The sequence below is a fragment of the Streptomyces sp. NPDC015125 genome (assembly GCF_043080045.1).
Taxonomy (GTDB): Bacteria; Actinomycetota; Actinomycetes; order Streptomycetales; family Streptomycetaceae; genus Streptomyces.
The window spans coordinates 81,029-95,467 of record NZ_JBIBVF010000022.1; the positions used below are offsets into that span (position 1 = coordinate 81,029).

Annotated in this window: 8 protein-coding genes; 2 read left to right on the forward strand and 6 right to left on the reverse strand. The window is 72.4% G+C overall.

Annotated features, from left to right (window positions below):
- Positions 1–181 precede the first annotated feature (181 nt).
- Both ACF088_RS32840 and ACF088_RS32845 read left to right on the forward strand, forming a co-directional pair.
- Positions 182–2,086: a hypothetical protein gene (locus ACF088_RS32840; RefSeq protein ID WP_392379524.1), complete on the forward strand. Its 1,905-nt coding sequence runs from the start codon at positions 182–184 to the stop codon at positions 2,084–2,086.
- 114 nt (positions 2,087–2,200) lie between these two features.
- Positions 2,201–3,121, forward strand: coding sequence for an SDR family oxidoreductase (locus ACF088_RS32845; RefSeq protein ID WP_392379525.1), 921 nt, complete (start codon positions 2,201–2,203; stop codon positions 3,119–3,121).
- A gap of 97 nt (positions 3,122–3,218) precedes the next feature.
- Here the strand turns inward: ACF088_RS32845 and ACF088_RS32850 are convergent, their stop codons facing one another.
- The 6 genes from ACF088_RS32850 to ACF088_RS32875 all read right to left on the reverse strand — a co-directional run bounded on the left by ACF088_RS32850 (position 3,219) and on the right by ACF088_RS32875 (position 14,244).
- Positions 3,219–4,289, reverse strand: a complete 1,071-nt coding sequence (locus ACF088_RS32850; protein ID WP_392379526.1) for a helix-turn-helix transcriptional regulator — start codon at positions 4,287–4,289, stop codon at positions 3,219–3,221.
- Positions 4,290–5,444: 1,155 nt separating this feature from the next.
- A complete protein-coding gene (gene aceE / locus ACF088_RS32855; RefSeq protein ID WP_392379527.1) occupies positions 5,445–8,117 on the reverse strand; it encodes a pyruvate dehydrogenase (acetyl-transferring), homodimeric type in 2,673 nt (890 codons plus the stop codon).
- Positions 8,118–8,379: 262 nt separating this feature from the next.
- The gene (locus tag ACF088_RS32860) at positions 8,380–9,003 is read right to left on the reverse strand and encodes a GntR family transcriptional regulator (protein ID WP_392379528.1); all 624 of its coding nucleotides are present in this window, start codon (positions 9,001–9,003) and stop codon (positions 8,380–8,382) included.
- A gap of 158 nt (positions 9,004–9,161) precedes the next feature.
- The gene (sucB, locus tag ACF088_RS32865) at positions 9,162–10,895 is read right to left on the reverse strand and encodes a 2-oxoglutarate dehydrogenase, E2 component, dihydrolipoamide succinyltransferase (RefSeq protein WP_392379529.1); all 1,734 of its coding nucleotides are present in this window, start codon (positions 10,893–10,895) and stop codon (positions 9,162–9,164) included.
- 90 nt (positions 10,896–10,985) lie between these two features.
- A complete protein-coding gene (gene lpdA, locus ACF088_RS32870) occupies positions 10,986–12,374 on the reverse strand; it encodes a dihydrolipoyl dehydrogenase (protein WP_328387301.1) in 1,389 nt (462 codons plus the stop codon).
- Positions 12,375–12,699: 325 nt separating this feature from the next.
- Complete coding sequence (locus tag ACF088_RS32875) at positions 12,700–14,244, reverse strand: leucyl aminopeptidase (protein WP_392379530.1); 1,545 nt, start codon at positions 14,242–14,244, stop codon at positions 12,700–12,702.
- Positions 14,245–14,439: the final 195 nt, after the last annotated feature.

The following is a 14,439-nucleotide window of genomic DNA, read 5'->3' on the forward strand; positions in this document are numbered from 1 at the left end:
GGGCGTTATCCGGATCGGTGACGCGGCGGGCGCACCGGTGACGGGGTGTTCGGATCGGGTTCGCTCACCCGGGCCGGGGCTCCGCCGTGTGACCGTCCCAAGAATCACTCGTTGGACGGCGTGCAACGACCGAACGACGGCATATCCACCATTTCGCGAAGGGCTGTTCCAGGCCATGCCCATGGACGAACGCACCCGGGCCGATGTCGAACGGGCCGAGGCGGCCATCGTCGAGCACTATCCACGGCTCGTCCGCCTCACCTACCTCGTCCTGCCCCCGTCGACGGGCCGCCACCGCCGGGTCCTGACCGCACACGGCCTGGTCCAGCGGGCGCTGCCGCGGGCGCGGCTGCGCCGGCCGGACGGCGGACTGCCGGCGCAGCGCGGCCCGGCGGCCGAACCGGGCTACGACGTGGTGCGGCTGCGGGCCCTGCGGCTGGCGCTGGCGCACGAGGGCCGGCCGGTCCGGGGGCCGGTGGCCCTGCCCAGGGTCTGGGGCCTGCGGCTCTTCCCGCGGGTCGGCGGCGCCGAGGAACTCGCCCTGGACCAGGCACTGTCCGCCGTGCCGGCGCCGGTACGGGCCGCCCTCGGGCTGTGGCATCTGGAAGGGCTGGACGAGGACGCCGCCCGCAGCGTGCTGGCACTGGCCGGGGTCGAGGACCCCGATGCGGCCCAGCGGGCGGCGGCGCAACTGGACCGGGAGACCGGGACGGGCGCCGCGGCACTGCTGAACTCGGCGGAGTTCGACCCGTGCACGGTGCAGACCCGGCCGACGGACCTGCTGCGCCGCCGGCAGCGGGTTCGGGCGGCGATCGCGCTGGCGGCCGTACTGGCGGTCGGCGCGGCGGCGGCCGGGCTGGCGCGCGGTGACGGGGACCGGGCGGGGCGCACACCGACCACGGCGGAGCAGGCGCTGGACCCGGGCCGGCTGCTGCGCACCCCCAACGAACAGTGGGCCGACACCTCCCGGGTGGACTTCACCGCCTGGCCCGTCCGCGGCCGGCAGGCCGGCGACCAGGAGCTGCTGGGGCGGGCGCTGCGGGTCTGGGCGGCGCCGCCCCCCGACGCCCGGATCATGACGTCAGCGGGCACCTCCACCCGGCCGCCCGACCATCCGCCGCAGCTGCTGTACGCGGGCCTGATCGACGCCGTGATGGTCGTGGTCTTCCATGACGGCGAGCGGCTGGTGCGCTACGCCGAGCCCGAAGGTGCCACGCCCACACTGCACTTCGCACGGGTGGACGACGCGGATCTGACGACCGGTGCCGCGCTGGTGATCGGCCGCGGCAACGGCTGGATGCGCTATCTGCTGGCGCCGTGGGTCTCCGATGCCGGCGTCCGCGACCTGCTGGCACCGGCCGCCCCGGTGCACGGGCTGCATGTCGCCCCGGACGGGGTCACCGACCGCATCCCGGCACCGCCCCAGGGGGGCGCCGGCTGCGGGCACTGGCCGGCGGCCCAGTTCCGGCCCTCGACCCGGATCGCGGGGACCGGCGGGAACCCTCCCTTCCTGGTGACCGACCTCAACGAGCTCGTCCCCGCCCACCTCACCTCCGTACCACCCGGCGGCGCACCGGGTGCCGGACCCGGGGAGGCGACCGGCACCCCGGCCCTGCAGGGCTGGGCCCGTACGGCCTGCTCCCTGGGGACATTGCGGGGCGCCGGCGTACGGTCCGTCAGCAACTGGACGTTCGCCGGACAGCGCCTCCCGGAAGCCGGCGGCAGCGCGGCCTGGGTGTGCAGCCGTGCCGACACCTGGCGCGGGCCCGGCAGCGTGACACTGCACTTCCTGCCGCCCGCCGCCCGCCCGGCCGAGCCCGGCCGGATCGCCGGACGGGCCACGGACACCGCCGCCTGCAGCCGCTTCGGAGCCCCCGTGGTCGGGAACGTCCACTGGCGGGCGCAGTCCGGCAAGTGGTACCTGCTCGCGGCCGGCAGCCAAGGAGTCGGCGGTATCGACGCCACCGGCGGGGTACGGGTCTTCGGCCACACGAACACGCTCGCCGCGCCCGCCGGGCGGAACGCCCCGGACGAGGTCGTCGGACGGCTGCGGAGCGGGGGGACGGTGCGCGCGCTCCGTCCGTAGGCGGTGGGCGGATCGCTGTACGGCGGCCGATGAATCCGGACAGGAGATGTCGGGTTTCACTGCCACGGTCGCCGTGTACGGATGCGAGGCACCTGACAGCGAGGAGTGGCGTACATGACGGGACAGCGGGAACTGGCGGGACGGGTGGCGCTGGTGGCCGGGGCCACCCGCGGGGCCGGGCGGGCGATGGCGGTCGAGCTGGGGCGGGCCGGGGCCCTGGTGTATGTGACCGGACGGACGACCCGGGAACGGGTCAGCGAGGTCGGCCGGGCCACGGAGACGATCGAGCAGACCGCGGAACTGGTGTGCGCGGCGGGCGGCACCGGAATCGCCGTACCGACCGACCATCTGGACCCGGCGCAGGTCAAGGCGCTGACCGAGCGCATCGACCGGGAGCAGGGCCGGCTGGACGTGCTGGTCAACAGCGTCTGGGGCGGTGACCGGCTGATCGAGTTCCACACCAAGCTGTGGGACCTCGACCTGGAGAACGGGCTGCGGATGTTCCGCCTCGGCATCGACACCCACGTCATCACCAGCCATTACGCCCTGCCCCTGCTGATCAGGCGGCCCGGCGGTCTGGTGGTCGAGGTCACCGACGGCACCGCCGCCTTCAACCGCACCTACCGGGACAACCTCTGCTTCGACCTCACCAAGAACGCCCCGCACCGCATCGCCTTCGGTCTCGCCGCCGAACTGAAGGAACACGGTGGCACCGCGGTCTCGCTCACCCCCGGCTTTCTCCGCTCCGAGGAGATGCTCGACCACTTCGGGGTGACGGAGGAGAGCTGGCGCGACGCGGTGGCCGAGGAGCCGCATTTCGCCATCGCCGAATCGCCGGCCCTGATCGGCCGCGGTGTACGGGCGCTGGCCGCCGACCCGGCCAAGGAGCGCTGGAGCGGCCGGTCGCTCTCCAGCGGGCAGCTGGCGAAGGAGTACGACTTCACCGACACGGACGGCTCGCGGCCCGACTGCTTCGGTTACTTCGAGGAGGTCGTCTTCGGCGGGAAGGAGGGGAGCGCGGACGACTACCGCTGAGCGCGGGCGACTACCGCTGAGCGCGGGCGACTAGCGTTGAGACGGGCCGGTACCGGTACCGGCCCGGGGGCCGACGGTGCCGGGGACATCCGGCGGGTCAGGGTCCGCCGCCATCCGGCCCGCCCTGTGCCCCGTCCTCCTCCGTGTACAGCGCGGCCGTCTCTGTGTACAGCGCGGCCGTCCGGCGGGCGGCCGATGCGAAGCGCTCACGCAGCTCGGGGGGCGCGAGTATTTCGCCCTCCGGGCCGAGTGACAGCAACTGGGCGTGGGCGACCTCGGCGGACTCCACGGCGAGTGTCACGGTCAGCCGGCCGTGCTCATCGGGACCGTCCGCGGCCTGCGCCCGGGCGATCGCCTCGCGGGCCGCGGCGCGCTCGGTGACGTACGGCAGCCGGAGGACGCCGCGCGGGGACAGCCGCAGCACCACCTCCTCGTGCAGGATCGACCGGGCGAACTGGGCCGCCCGCTGTGCCCAGAACTCCGTCAGGTCGAAGGAACAGTCACGGGTGAACCGCCCTCCGGCGTCGTCGGCGCCGGAGGCGCTGCCGCTCCCGGCGAGCGCCACGGCGGTGAACCGGTCGACACGGTAGACGCGGTAGTCCCCCTGTGTACGCGCCGCCAGATACCAGACGCCCGCCTTCAGCACGAGGCCGTACGGCTCCAACTCCCGTTCCACCTCGGTGTCCTTGCGACGGTAGCGGGCGGTGATCCGGCGGTCGTCCCAGACCGCGTCGGCGATCTCGGGGAGCAGGACGGGCGTCTCGGGCTCCTGATACCAGCCCGGTGCGTCGAGGTGAAAGCGCTGGGCGGCGCCCGTCGCGGCGTCCCGCAGCTCGGGCAGCAGGGCGGCGGAGACCTTCAGCCGGGCGGCGGACGCGGCGTCGGCAAGGCCCATCTCGCGCAGGGCGGAGGGCACTCCGGACAGGAAGAGGGCCTCCGCCTCGCTGCGGCCGAGGCCGGTGAGCCGTGTGCGGTAGCCGCCTATGAGGCGGTAGCCGCCGGCCCGGCCGCGGTCCGCGTAGACGGGCACCCCGGCCTCGGAGAGGGAGAGCACGTCCCGGGCGACCGTACGCTCGGAAACCTCCAGCTCCCGCGCCAGCTCGGCGGCCGTCATCGACGGCCGCGCCTGGAGCAGCAACACCATCCTGATCAGCCGGGCAGCACGCATGGGTCCATGATGCGGGGGGCCACTGACAATGGCCGGGGTGGTGGGGTCTGGGGTGGGGCCGCGGGCTGCCGTTGGTTGTCTGCGGGTGCGTTGTGGCTGGTCGCGCAGTTCCCCGCGCCCCTTTGGGGCGTGGCCGAGCCGGGCCGGGCCGGGCCGGGCTTTGGCGGGGCCGCGTGGCTTGTGGGGGCATGTGCTGTGTCCGGCGGGGGGCTGGCGCCTTTGCGGGGTTCGTGAGTGCCGCTGGGGCCGGAGGGGACGCACCGGAACCCGTCCTCGGCGCGGGCGTATCTGGTCCACGGAATTGATTACCCCGGCGTTCGCTCCGGTCCTGCGGGCGGGTCCCGGTGCATCCCCTCCGGCCTTCGTTCGTTCCCGTCTGCCGCCCGGTGGCACCGTCCGTCACCGATCACAAGCGCACGCCGCCTCCGGCCAAGGCTCATCCGGGGCGGGGCGGGGCGGGGCGGCGTCGGGCGGACGACGGCGGCCGGATGACGGTGGGGCGGCCGACAGCCTGCACGCCCGGCAACCTGCACGCCCGGCCCGGCCCGGCCCGACCAGCGTCCTGCCAAGGCCTGGTGCGGCTCGAACCTGGTTGTTGCCCAGTGTCCTGCCAAGGGGTGAGCGCTGTGGTGGCCGTAACGGTGATGGGTACGGCGGGGCGGTCGCCGACGTGCGGAGGTCGGAGGGGATGTCCGGTGCCCCGCCCGCAGGACCGGAGCGAACGCCGGGGTGCCTTCTGCACGTACCAGATCCGCCCGCGCCGAGGACGGGGGACCGGGCGTCCCCTCCGACCCACCACCCACAGGGCGTAGGCGCACCGGCCCCAGCCACCGGCAACGCACACCGGCCCCAGCCACAGACAACGCACACCGAGCCGAACCGAACCGCGAAGCGACCACGCCCCAGCCAACGGCAACACACCACGCGTCCAACCACACATCACGCGTCCAACACACCGCACAGCCCGAAAGGCAGCCCGGCCCGGCCGTAGCCAGGGCGTGGTCGGCCGGGCCGGTGGTGGGTTCCCGTGTGGAGGCCCCGGGCGCGGGAAGGTGGCCTCCACACGGGAGTTGAGGGTGCCCCGGAGGGGCGGGGCGGCGCCCGGTGTGGGCCCGGGGCCGCCGACGAGGCACGGGCCGCGGTGCGGCCCATGGCTCACAGGCCGTAGCGCTCCCTGGCCTCCTTGACGGCCTCCGGCTTGACCTGGCCGCGGCGGGCAAGGGCGGCGAGCGCCTGGACGACCACCGACTGCGGGTCGACGCCGAAGTGGCGGCGGGCCGCCTCGCGGGTGTCGGACAGGCCGAAGCCGTCGGTACCGATGGAGGTCCAGTCCTGCTCGACCCAGGGGGCGATCTGGTCGGGAACCGCGCGCATCCAGTCGCTCACCGCGACGACCGGGCCGGGGGCGCCGGCCAGGGCACGGGTGACGTACGGGATACGGTCCTCGCCCTCCAGACGGGCGGCATCGCACTCCAGGGCGTCGCGGCGCAGCTCCGTCCAGGACGGCGCCGACCAGACGTCCGCCGCCACGCCCCAGTCGTCGGCCAGCAGCTGCTGCGCCTCCAGGGCCCAGTGGATGGCGGTACCGGACGCCAGCAGCTGCAGCTGCGGGCTGTCGGCCTGGGGCTTGGTGCCCTCGTTGAAGCGGTACAGGCCCTTGAGGATGCCCTCCTCGACGCCCTCCGGCATGGCCGGCTGGACCTTGGTCTCGTTGTAGACCGTGAGGTAGTAGAAGACGTCCTCGGCGTCCGGGCCGTACATCCGGCGCAGGCCGTCCTTGACGATGACCGCGACCTCGTAGGCGAAGGCCGGGTCGTAGGAGAGCGCCGCCGGGTTGGTGGAGGCGATCAGGTGCGAGTGGCCGTCGGCGTGCTGGAGGCCCTCGCCGGTCATCGTCGTACGGCCCGCGGTGGCGCCGATGACGAAGCCGCGGCCCAACTGGTCGGCCAGCGCCCAGAACTGGTCGGCGGTGCGCTGCCAGCCGAACATCGAGTAGAAGATGTAGAAGGGGATCATCGGCTCGCCGTGCGTCGCGTAGGACGTCGCGGCGGCGGTGAAGTCGGCGAGCGAACCGGCCTCGGTGATGCCCTCGTTGAGGATCTGGCCGTCCTTGGCTTCCTTGTACCAAAGGAGCTGGTCACGGTCGACCGGGTCGTATGTCGCGCCCTTGGGGGAGTAGAGGCCGGCGGTCGGGAAGAGCGACTCCATGCCGAAGGTGCGGGCCTCGTCGGGGACGATCGGGACCCAGCGCTTGCCGGTCTCCTTGTCCCGCATCAGGTCCTTGATCAGCCGGACGAACGCCATGGTGGTGGCGATCTCCTGGCTGCCGGAGCCCTTCTTCAGGGCGTCGAAGGCCTTGTCGGCGGGCATCGGCAGCGGCTTGGCGACGACCTTGCGGGCGGGGGCCGGGCCGTCGAGGGCGGCGCGCCGCTCGCGCAGGTAGACCATCTCGGGGGAGTCCTCGGCGGGGCGCCAGTACGGCACCCGGTCGCCCTCCAGCGCGCTGTCCGGGATGGGGAGTTCGAGGACGTCACGCATGGTGCGGAACTCCGCCATGGTGAGCTTCTTCATCTGGTGGTTGGCGTTGCGGGACTCGAAGCCCGCGCCGAGGGTGTAGCCCTTGACGGTCTGCGCCAGGATGACGGTCGGCGCGCCCTTGTGCTCGACGGCGGCCCGGTAGGCGGCGTACACCTTGCGCGGTTCGTGGCCGGCCCGGGAGGTCTGGAACAGCTCCAGCAGCTTGGCGTCGGAGAGCGTGCGGGCGAGGGCCTTCAGGGACTCGTTCGCGCCGAAGAAGTGTTCGCGCAGGTAGGCGGCGTCGCGGGTGGCGTACGTCTGGAACTGTGCGTCGGGGGTCTCGCCGAGGCGGCGGATCAGGGCGCCATCGGTGTCGAGCGCGAAGATCTCGTCCCAGGCCCGGCCCCACAGCGATTTGACGACGTTCCAGCCGGCCGCGCGGAACTGGGCCTCCAGCTCCTGCACGATCTTGAAGTTGGGGCGGACCGGGCCGTCGAGGCGCTGCAGGTTGCAGTTGATGACGAAGGTCAGGTTGTCCAGGCCCTCGCGGCCGGCGAGCGCCAGGGCGGCGGTCGACTCGGGCTCGTCCATCTCGCCGTCGCCCAGGAACGCCCAGACGTGGGAGTTGGCGGTGTCCTTGATGCCGCGGTGCTCCAGGTAGCGGTTGAAGCGCGCCTGGTAGATGGCGGAGAGCGGGCCCAGGCCCATGGAGACGGTGGGGAACTCCCACAGCCAGGGCAGCCGCCGCGGGTGCGGGTAGGAGGGCAGGCCCTCGCCGCCGGCCTCCTGGCGGAAGTGGTCGAGGTGGTCCTCGGTGAGGCGGCCTTCGAGGAAGGCGCGGGCGTAGACGCCGGGGGAGGCGTGGCCCTGGATGTAGAGCTGGTCGCCGCTGCCGTCCCCCTCCTTGCCGCGGAAGAAGTGCTGGAAGCCGGTCTCGTAGAGCCAGGCGGCGGAGGCGAAGGTGGCGATATGGCCGCCGAGGCCCAGGGCGGAGCCGCGGGTCACCATCGCGGCGGCGTTCCAGCGGTTCCAGGCGGTGATCCTGGCCTCCATCGCCTCGTCGCCGGGGAAGGCGGGCTCGGCAGAGGTCGGGATGGTGTTGACGTAGTCCGTCTCCAGGAGGGACGGCAGGGCGGTGCCTTCGGTGCGCGCGGTGTGCTCCAGTGCGCGGCGCATCAGGTACGCGGCGCGCTGGGGGCCCGCCGCCTCGGTGACGGCGTCAAGCGACTCGCGCCACTCGGCGGTCTCCTCGGGGTCGCGGTCCGGGAGCTGGTCGAGCTGGCTGTACGGCAGGCGCACGGGATCGGGCATGGGTGGCCCCTTTCCGGACGGGAGGTAGCTCGGGGGTGCCGTCGTGACCGGCCGCGTCCTCAGGGTGGACGGCGGCCTTGACGACACCCCCTACGAGTTCGGCAGGCAGGGTTGTCGCGCCCCGACAGGAGACGATACGCCTCTGATCGATGATCGATCAACGGTCTCCGGACGAATAACCGCAGGTCGGCACGGGGTGCCGCATATTTGGGCACCGCGTGCCAGCCGAAAGAAGGGCCGCCGGCCCCGCCCCGATGCCTCCTCAGACCCGAGGTGCGCAGCTCAGCACGTGTGACTTGAGCAAGCCGCCGATCTTCGGGTCGCGTCGCCGGAACGCGTCCACGATCTCCTGGTGGTCCTGGGCGTGCGAGCGCGGCTCCGGGCTGAACCAGCGGATCGACAGCGTCGTCCAGACCTCGATGCCCAGCGACTCCCAGGTGTGCAGCAGTACGGCGTTCCCGGCGGCCCCCACGATCTCCCGGTGGAAGGCCACCGTGTGCCGCACCTGCGCCTCCCCGTCACCGGCCAGTTCCGCCTCGCGCAGCGCCGCCACCTCGCGCTCCAGCGCCACGGTGTCCTCGGCCAGCCGCCCGGCGGCCAGTTCGGCGGCCACCTGCTCCAGCCCGGCCCGCACCGGATAGCTCTCCTTGAGATCGTCCGCGGTCAGATTCCGTACCCGTACGCCCTTGTTCGGCGCCGACTCGATCAGCTGCAGCGACTCCAGCTCACGCAGCGCCTCCCGTACGGGCGTCTGGCTGACCTCCAGCTCCACCGCGATCCGCCGCTCCACGATCCGCTCGCCCGGCTGCCAGCGGCCGCTGACGATCCCCTCGAGGATGTGCTCGCGGATCTGCTCGCGCAGCGAATGGACGACGGGCGGGGTCATGAGGTGCTCCTTCAGAGCGCGTGGTGACGAGGGGGCCATTATCCGGGACGGGCGGAGGGGCCCGGGCGAAAGTGCTCAGGACGCGCAAAGGGGCCGGCCCCGGCTCGTACGAACCGGGGCCGACCCCTGCTGGCACACCTATGGCGTGACGGCCGGAATCAGAGACCGATCTCGGTCTCGAACTCGGCGGCCTCCAGGATCTGCTTGACCGTGGTCAGGTAGCGGGCGGCGTCCGCGCCGTCCACCAGACGGTGGTCGTAGGAGAGCGCCAGGTAGGTCATGTCGCGCACCGCGATGGTCTCGCCGAGGTCCGGGTGGTTGATGACCACCGGGCGCTTGACGGTCGCACCGATGCCCAGGATGCCGACCTGGTTCGGGGGCACGATGACGGTGTCGAACAGGGCGCCGCGCGAACCGGTGTTGCTGATGGTGAAGGTCGCACCGGACAGCTCGTCCGGCGTGATCTTGTTCGCGCGGACCTTGCCCGCCAGGTCCGCCGTCTTGCGGGCGATACCGGCGATGTTGAGGTCACCGGCGTCCTTGATGACCGGGGTCATCAGGCCCTTCTCCGCGTCCACCGCGATACCGACGTTCTCGGTGTCGAAGTAGGTGATCGTGCCCTCGTCCTCGTTGATCCGGGCGTTGACGACCGGGTGGGCCTTCAGTGCCTGGACCGCGGCCTTGACGAAGAACGGCATCGGGGAGAGCTTGACGCCCTCACGCTGCGCGAAGGCGCCCTTGGCCTGGTTGCGCATCCGCATGATCTTGGTGATGTCCACCTCGACCACGGTGGTCAGCTGCGCCTGGCCGTGCAGGGCCTTCATCATGTTGTCGCCGATGACCTTGCGCATCCGCGGCATCTTGACGGTCTGGCCGCGCAGCGGGGACGCCTCGATGACCGGGGCCTTGGAGGCGGCGGCCGGAGCGGCGGCCGGAGCCGGCGCGGCGGCCTTGGCGGCCTCGGCGGCGGCGATGACGTCCTGCTTGCGGACCCGGCCACCGACACCGGTGCCCTTGACCGTGGACAGGTCGACGCCGTTCTCCGCGGCGAGCTTGCGCACCAGCGGGGTGACGTAGGCGCCGTCGCCCTCACCGGCGGCCGGGGCCGGGGCGGGGGCAGCGGCCGGCTTGGGGGCCGGAGCCGGCGCGGCCGGAGCCGGAGCCGGGGCGGGCGCCGGGGCGGCAGCGGCCGGAGCGGGAGCCGGGGCGGGCGCCGGTGCCGGGGTGGGCTCCGGAGCCGCGGCCGGGGCCGGAGCGGCCGGGGCCGGGGCGGCGGCCGGAGCAGCACCGGCTGCACCGATGACGGCGAGCTTGGCGCCGACCTCGGCGGTCTCGTCCTCACCGACGACGATCTCCAGCAGGGTGCCGGAAGCCGGCGCCGGGATCTCGGTGTCGACCTTGTCGGTGGAGACCTCCAGCAGCGGCTCGTCGGCCGAGACCTCCTCGCCGACCTCCTTCAGCCAGCGGGTGACGGTGCCCTCGGTGACGCTCTCGCCGAGCGCGGGGAGGACGACGTCCGTGCCCTCGGCGCCGCCCGCGGGGGCGGCGGCGGGGGCGGGGGCCTCGGCAGCCGGAGCCGGGGTGGGCTCGGGCTGCGGCTCGGCCGCGGGCGCCTCGGCGGCGGCCGGAGCCGCCTCGGCCGCGGGCGCACCGCTGCCGTCGTCGATGAGGGCCAGCTCGGCGCCGACCTCCACGGTCTCGTCCTCGGCCACCTTGATGGCGGAGAGGATGCCCGCGGCCGGGGCCGGGATCTCGGTGTCGACCTTGTCGGTCGACACCTCGAGCAGCGGCTCGTCGGCCTCGACGCGCTCACCCTCGGCCTTGAGCCAGCGAGTGACGGTGCCCTCGGTGACGCTCTCGCCGAGCGCCGGCAGGGTTACGGAAACCGCCATGGTTTCAGTTGCTCCTTACGGTGGGTCTCCCAGCTCGAGCGGGGTCGAGAGCCTGGGGAAGTGCGGATGTGGTCGCGCCCGGGACTGGGGTCAGTCGTGGGAGTGGAGAGGCTTTCCGGCCAGTGCCAGGTGGGCCTCGCCGAGGGCCTCGTTCTGCGTCGGGTGCGCGTGCACGAGCTGCGCAACCTCGGCCGGCAGGGCCTCCCAGTTGTAGACCAGCTGGGCCTCACCGACCTGCTCGCCCATACGGTCACCGACCATGTGGACGCCGACCACGGCACCGTCCTTGACCTGGACGAGCTTGATCTCGCCCGTGGTCTTCAGGATCTTGCTCTTGCCGTTGCCCGCGAGGTTGTACTTGAGAGCGACGACCTTGTCGGCGCCGTACAGCTCCTTGGCCTTGGCCTCGGTGATACCCACCGAAGCGACCTCGGGGTGGCAGTACGTGACGCGCGGCACGCCGTCGTAGTCGATCGGCACGGTCTTCTGACCGGCCAGCCGCTCCGCCACCAGCATGCCCTCGGCGAAGCCGACGTGGGCGAGCTGGAGGGTGGGAACGAGGTCACCGACGGCCGAGATGGTCGGCACGTTGGTCTGCATGTACTCGTCGACCAGGACATAGCCGCGGTCCGTCGCGACGCCCTGCTCCTCGTAGCCCAGGCCCGCCGAGACCGGCCCGCGGCCGATCGCGACCAGCAGCACCTCGGCCTCGAAGGTCTTGCCGTCGGCGAGGGTGACCTGCACACCGTCGGCGGTGTACTCGGCCTTGTCGAAGAAGGTGCCGAGGTTGAACTTGATGCCGCGCTTGCGGAAGGCCCGCTCCAGCAGCTTGGAGCTGTTCTCGTCCTCGACCGGGACGAGGTGCTTGAGGCCCTCGATGATCGTCACGTCGGTGCCGAAGGACTTCCACGCGGAGGCGAACTCGACGCCGATGACGCCGCCGCCCAGCACGATCGCGGACTTCGGCACGCGGTCCAGCGTCAGCGCGTGGTCCGAGGAGATGATGCGGTTGCCGTCGATCTCCAGGCCCGGCAGCGACTTCGGCACGGAGCCGGTCGCCAGCAGGACGTGGCGGCCCTGGACACGCTGGCCGTTCACATCGACGGAGGTCGGGGAGGACAGCCGGCCCTCGCCCTCGATGTACGTCACCTTGCGGGAGGCGATCAGGCCCTGCAGGCCCTTGTACAGGCCCGAGATGACCTCGTCCTTGTACTTGTGGACCGCCTCGATGTCGATGCCCTCGAAGGTGGCCTTGACACCGAACTGCTCGCTCTCGCGAGCCTGGTCGGCGATCTCACCGGCGTGCAGCAGAGCCTTGGTGGGGATGCAGCCGTTGTGCAGGCAGGTACCGCCGACCTTGCCCTTCTCGATCAGGGCGACGTCCAGGCCCAGCTGCGCCCCGCGCAGGGCAGCGGCGTAACCACCGCTACCGCCTCCGAGGATCACTAGGTCGAAAACGGTGCTGGCGTCGTTCGCCACGTCACGTCCTCCATGCATGGGTACGCCGGAGCCGGTCTCCGATGACCGGGCGGCGGCTGTGGTTCGGCCGCATTTACTTCGGCCCTGGGTAAGGGGGGCCCTGTCCTGCCGAGAACCCATCTTCGCACTTGTTCAACGAAGCCGGGACGGCGGGCCGGGCTCAGGGCGGAGGATCGGCCGCCCCGTAAGGGTTACTGGCGCGTACTGGCGTACGGATTTCGTTGAGGGCGAACACGGGACGCAGACGCACCGACGGCCCCGGGCGGTATGCCCGGGGCCGTACGGATATAACGGGCAAGGGGGAGGAAGCTCCCCGGGGTGACCGTCAGCCCAGATCGCCCGCGGCAGTACGCTCCGCCAGGCGCACCAGGGTGCGTACCGCGGATCCCGTGCCGCCCTTGGGGGTGTAGCCCCACGGCGCGCCTTCGTGGAAAGCCGGGCCCGCGATGTCCAGGTGGGCCCAGGTGATGCCCTCGCCGATGAACTCCTTGAGGAAGAGCCCGGCGACCAGACCGCTGCCCATCCGCTCACCCATGTTGGCGATGTCGGCAACCGGGGAGTCCATGCCCTTGCGCAGTTCGGACGGCATCGGCATGGGCCAGGACTGCTCGCCGACCTCCTCCGCGATCTCGTGGATCGAGGTACGGAATGCGTCGTCGTTGGCCATGATCCCGAAGGTGCGGCTGCCCAGCGCCAGCACCATCGCACCGGTCAGGGTGGCGACGTCCACGATCGCGTCCGGGGTCTCCTCCGAGGCGCGGGTCAGGGCGTCGGCCAGCACCAGACGGCCCTCGGCGTCGGTGTTGAGCACCTCGACGGTCTTGCCGCTGTACATGGTCAGCACGTCACCGGGACGGGTGGCGGAGCCGGACGGCATGTTCTCGGCGAGCGCCAGCCAGCCGGTGACATTCACCTCCAGGCCCAGCTTGGCGGCGGCCACGACCGCGGCGAACACCGCGGCCGCGCCGCTCATGTCGCACTTCATGGTCTCGTTGTGGCCGGCCGGCTTGAGCGAGATACCGCCCGAGTCGTAGGTGATGCCCTTGCCGACCAGGGCCAGGGTCTTGTTCGCCTTGGGGTGCGTGTGCGCGATCCGTACCAGCCGCGGCGGGGCCTCCGCGCCCTGGCCGACGCCCAGCAGGCCGCCGTAGCCGCCCTTCTTGAGGGCCTTCTCGTCCAGCACCTCGACCTTGAGGCCGAACTCCTTGGCCGCGGCCTGCGCCTCGGCCGCGAAGGACTTCGGGTCGAGGTCGTTGGGGGGCATGTTGATCAGGTCGCGGGCGCGGTTGATCTCCGCGGCCAGCGCCTGGGCGCGCTCGGCGGCGGCCTTGAACTCCTTGTCACGCGGCTTGCCGCCCAGGAGCGCGACCTCCGCGAGCGGCGCCGACTTGGCGTCGTTCTTCTTGCCGCCCTTGGCGTTCTGCCCGGTGCCGTTGCTGCGGTAGGCGGTGAAGGAGTACGCGCCGAGCAGCGCGCCCTCGCTCACCGCGGCGGCCGCCTCGGCGTCCTCGACGGGCAGCGCGAAGGCGGCCTTCTTGGTGCCGGTCAGGGCGCGGGCGGCGCTGCCCGCGGCGCGCCGCAGCGCCTCGGTGTCGTAGCCGTCGCCCTTGCCCGGCGCCTCGCCGAGGCCGACCGCCAGCACGACCGGCGCCTTGAGGCCGTCGGCGGCGGGCAGCTTGGTCACCTCGCCCTCGGCACCACTTGCGCCGAGGGTCTCCAGCACAGCGGCGAGCTTGCCGCCGAAGGCCTTGTCCACGGCCTCCGCGCCGGGGGTGACGACGACGCCCTTGGCGCCCTTGGCCACGCCGACGACGACGGCATCCGCACGCACCGTTGCGGCGGAAGAAGTACTGAGGGTCAGTGCAGTCACGGTGATGAAGGTCCTGTTCCGTCCGGGGAATCCGTCTGCGCGCAGCGCGCTGCTCCGGCCGAGCCTACGCTCGGCGGCGCCGCAAGGCCCGTCCAATACCACACCGGCACATAACGGGGCTCCGGGAATTACCGGTATGCGGGCCGAACTGCCCCTCACCGTAGGCGAGTTGAAGGAATCGCGAGGCGCGCCCGG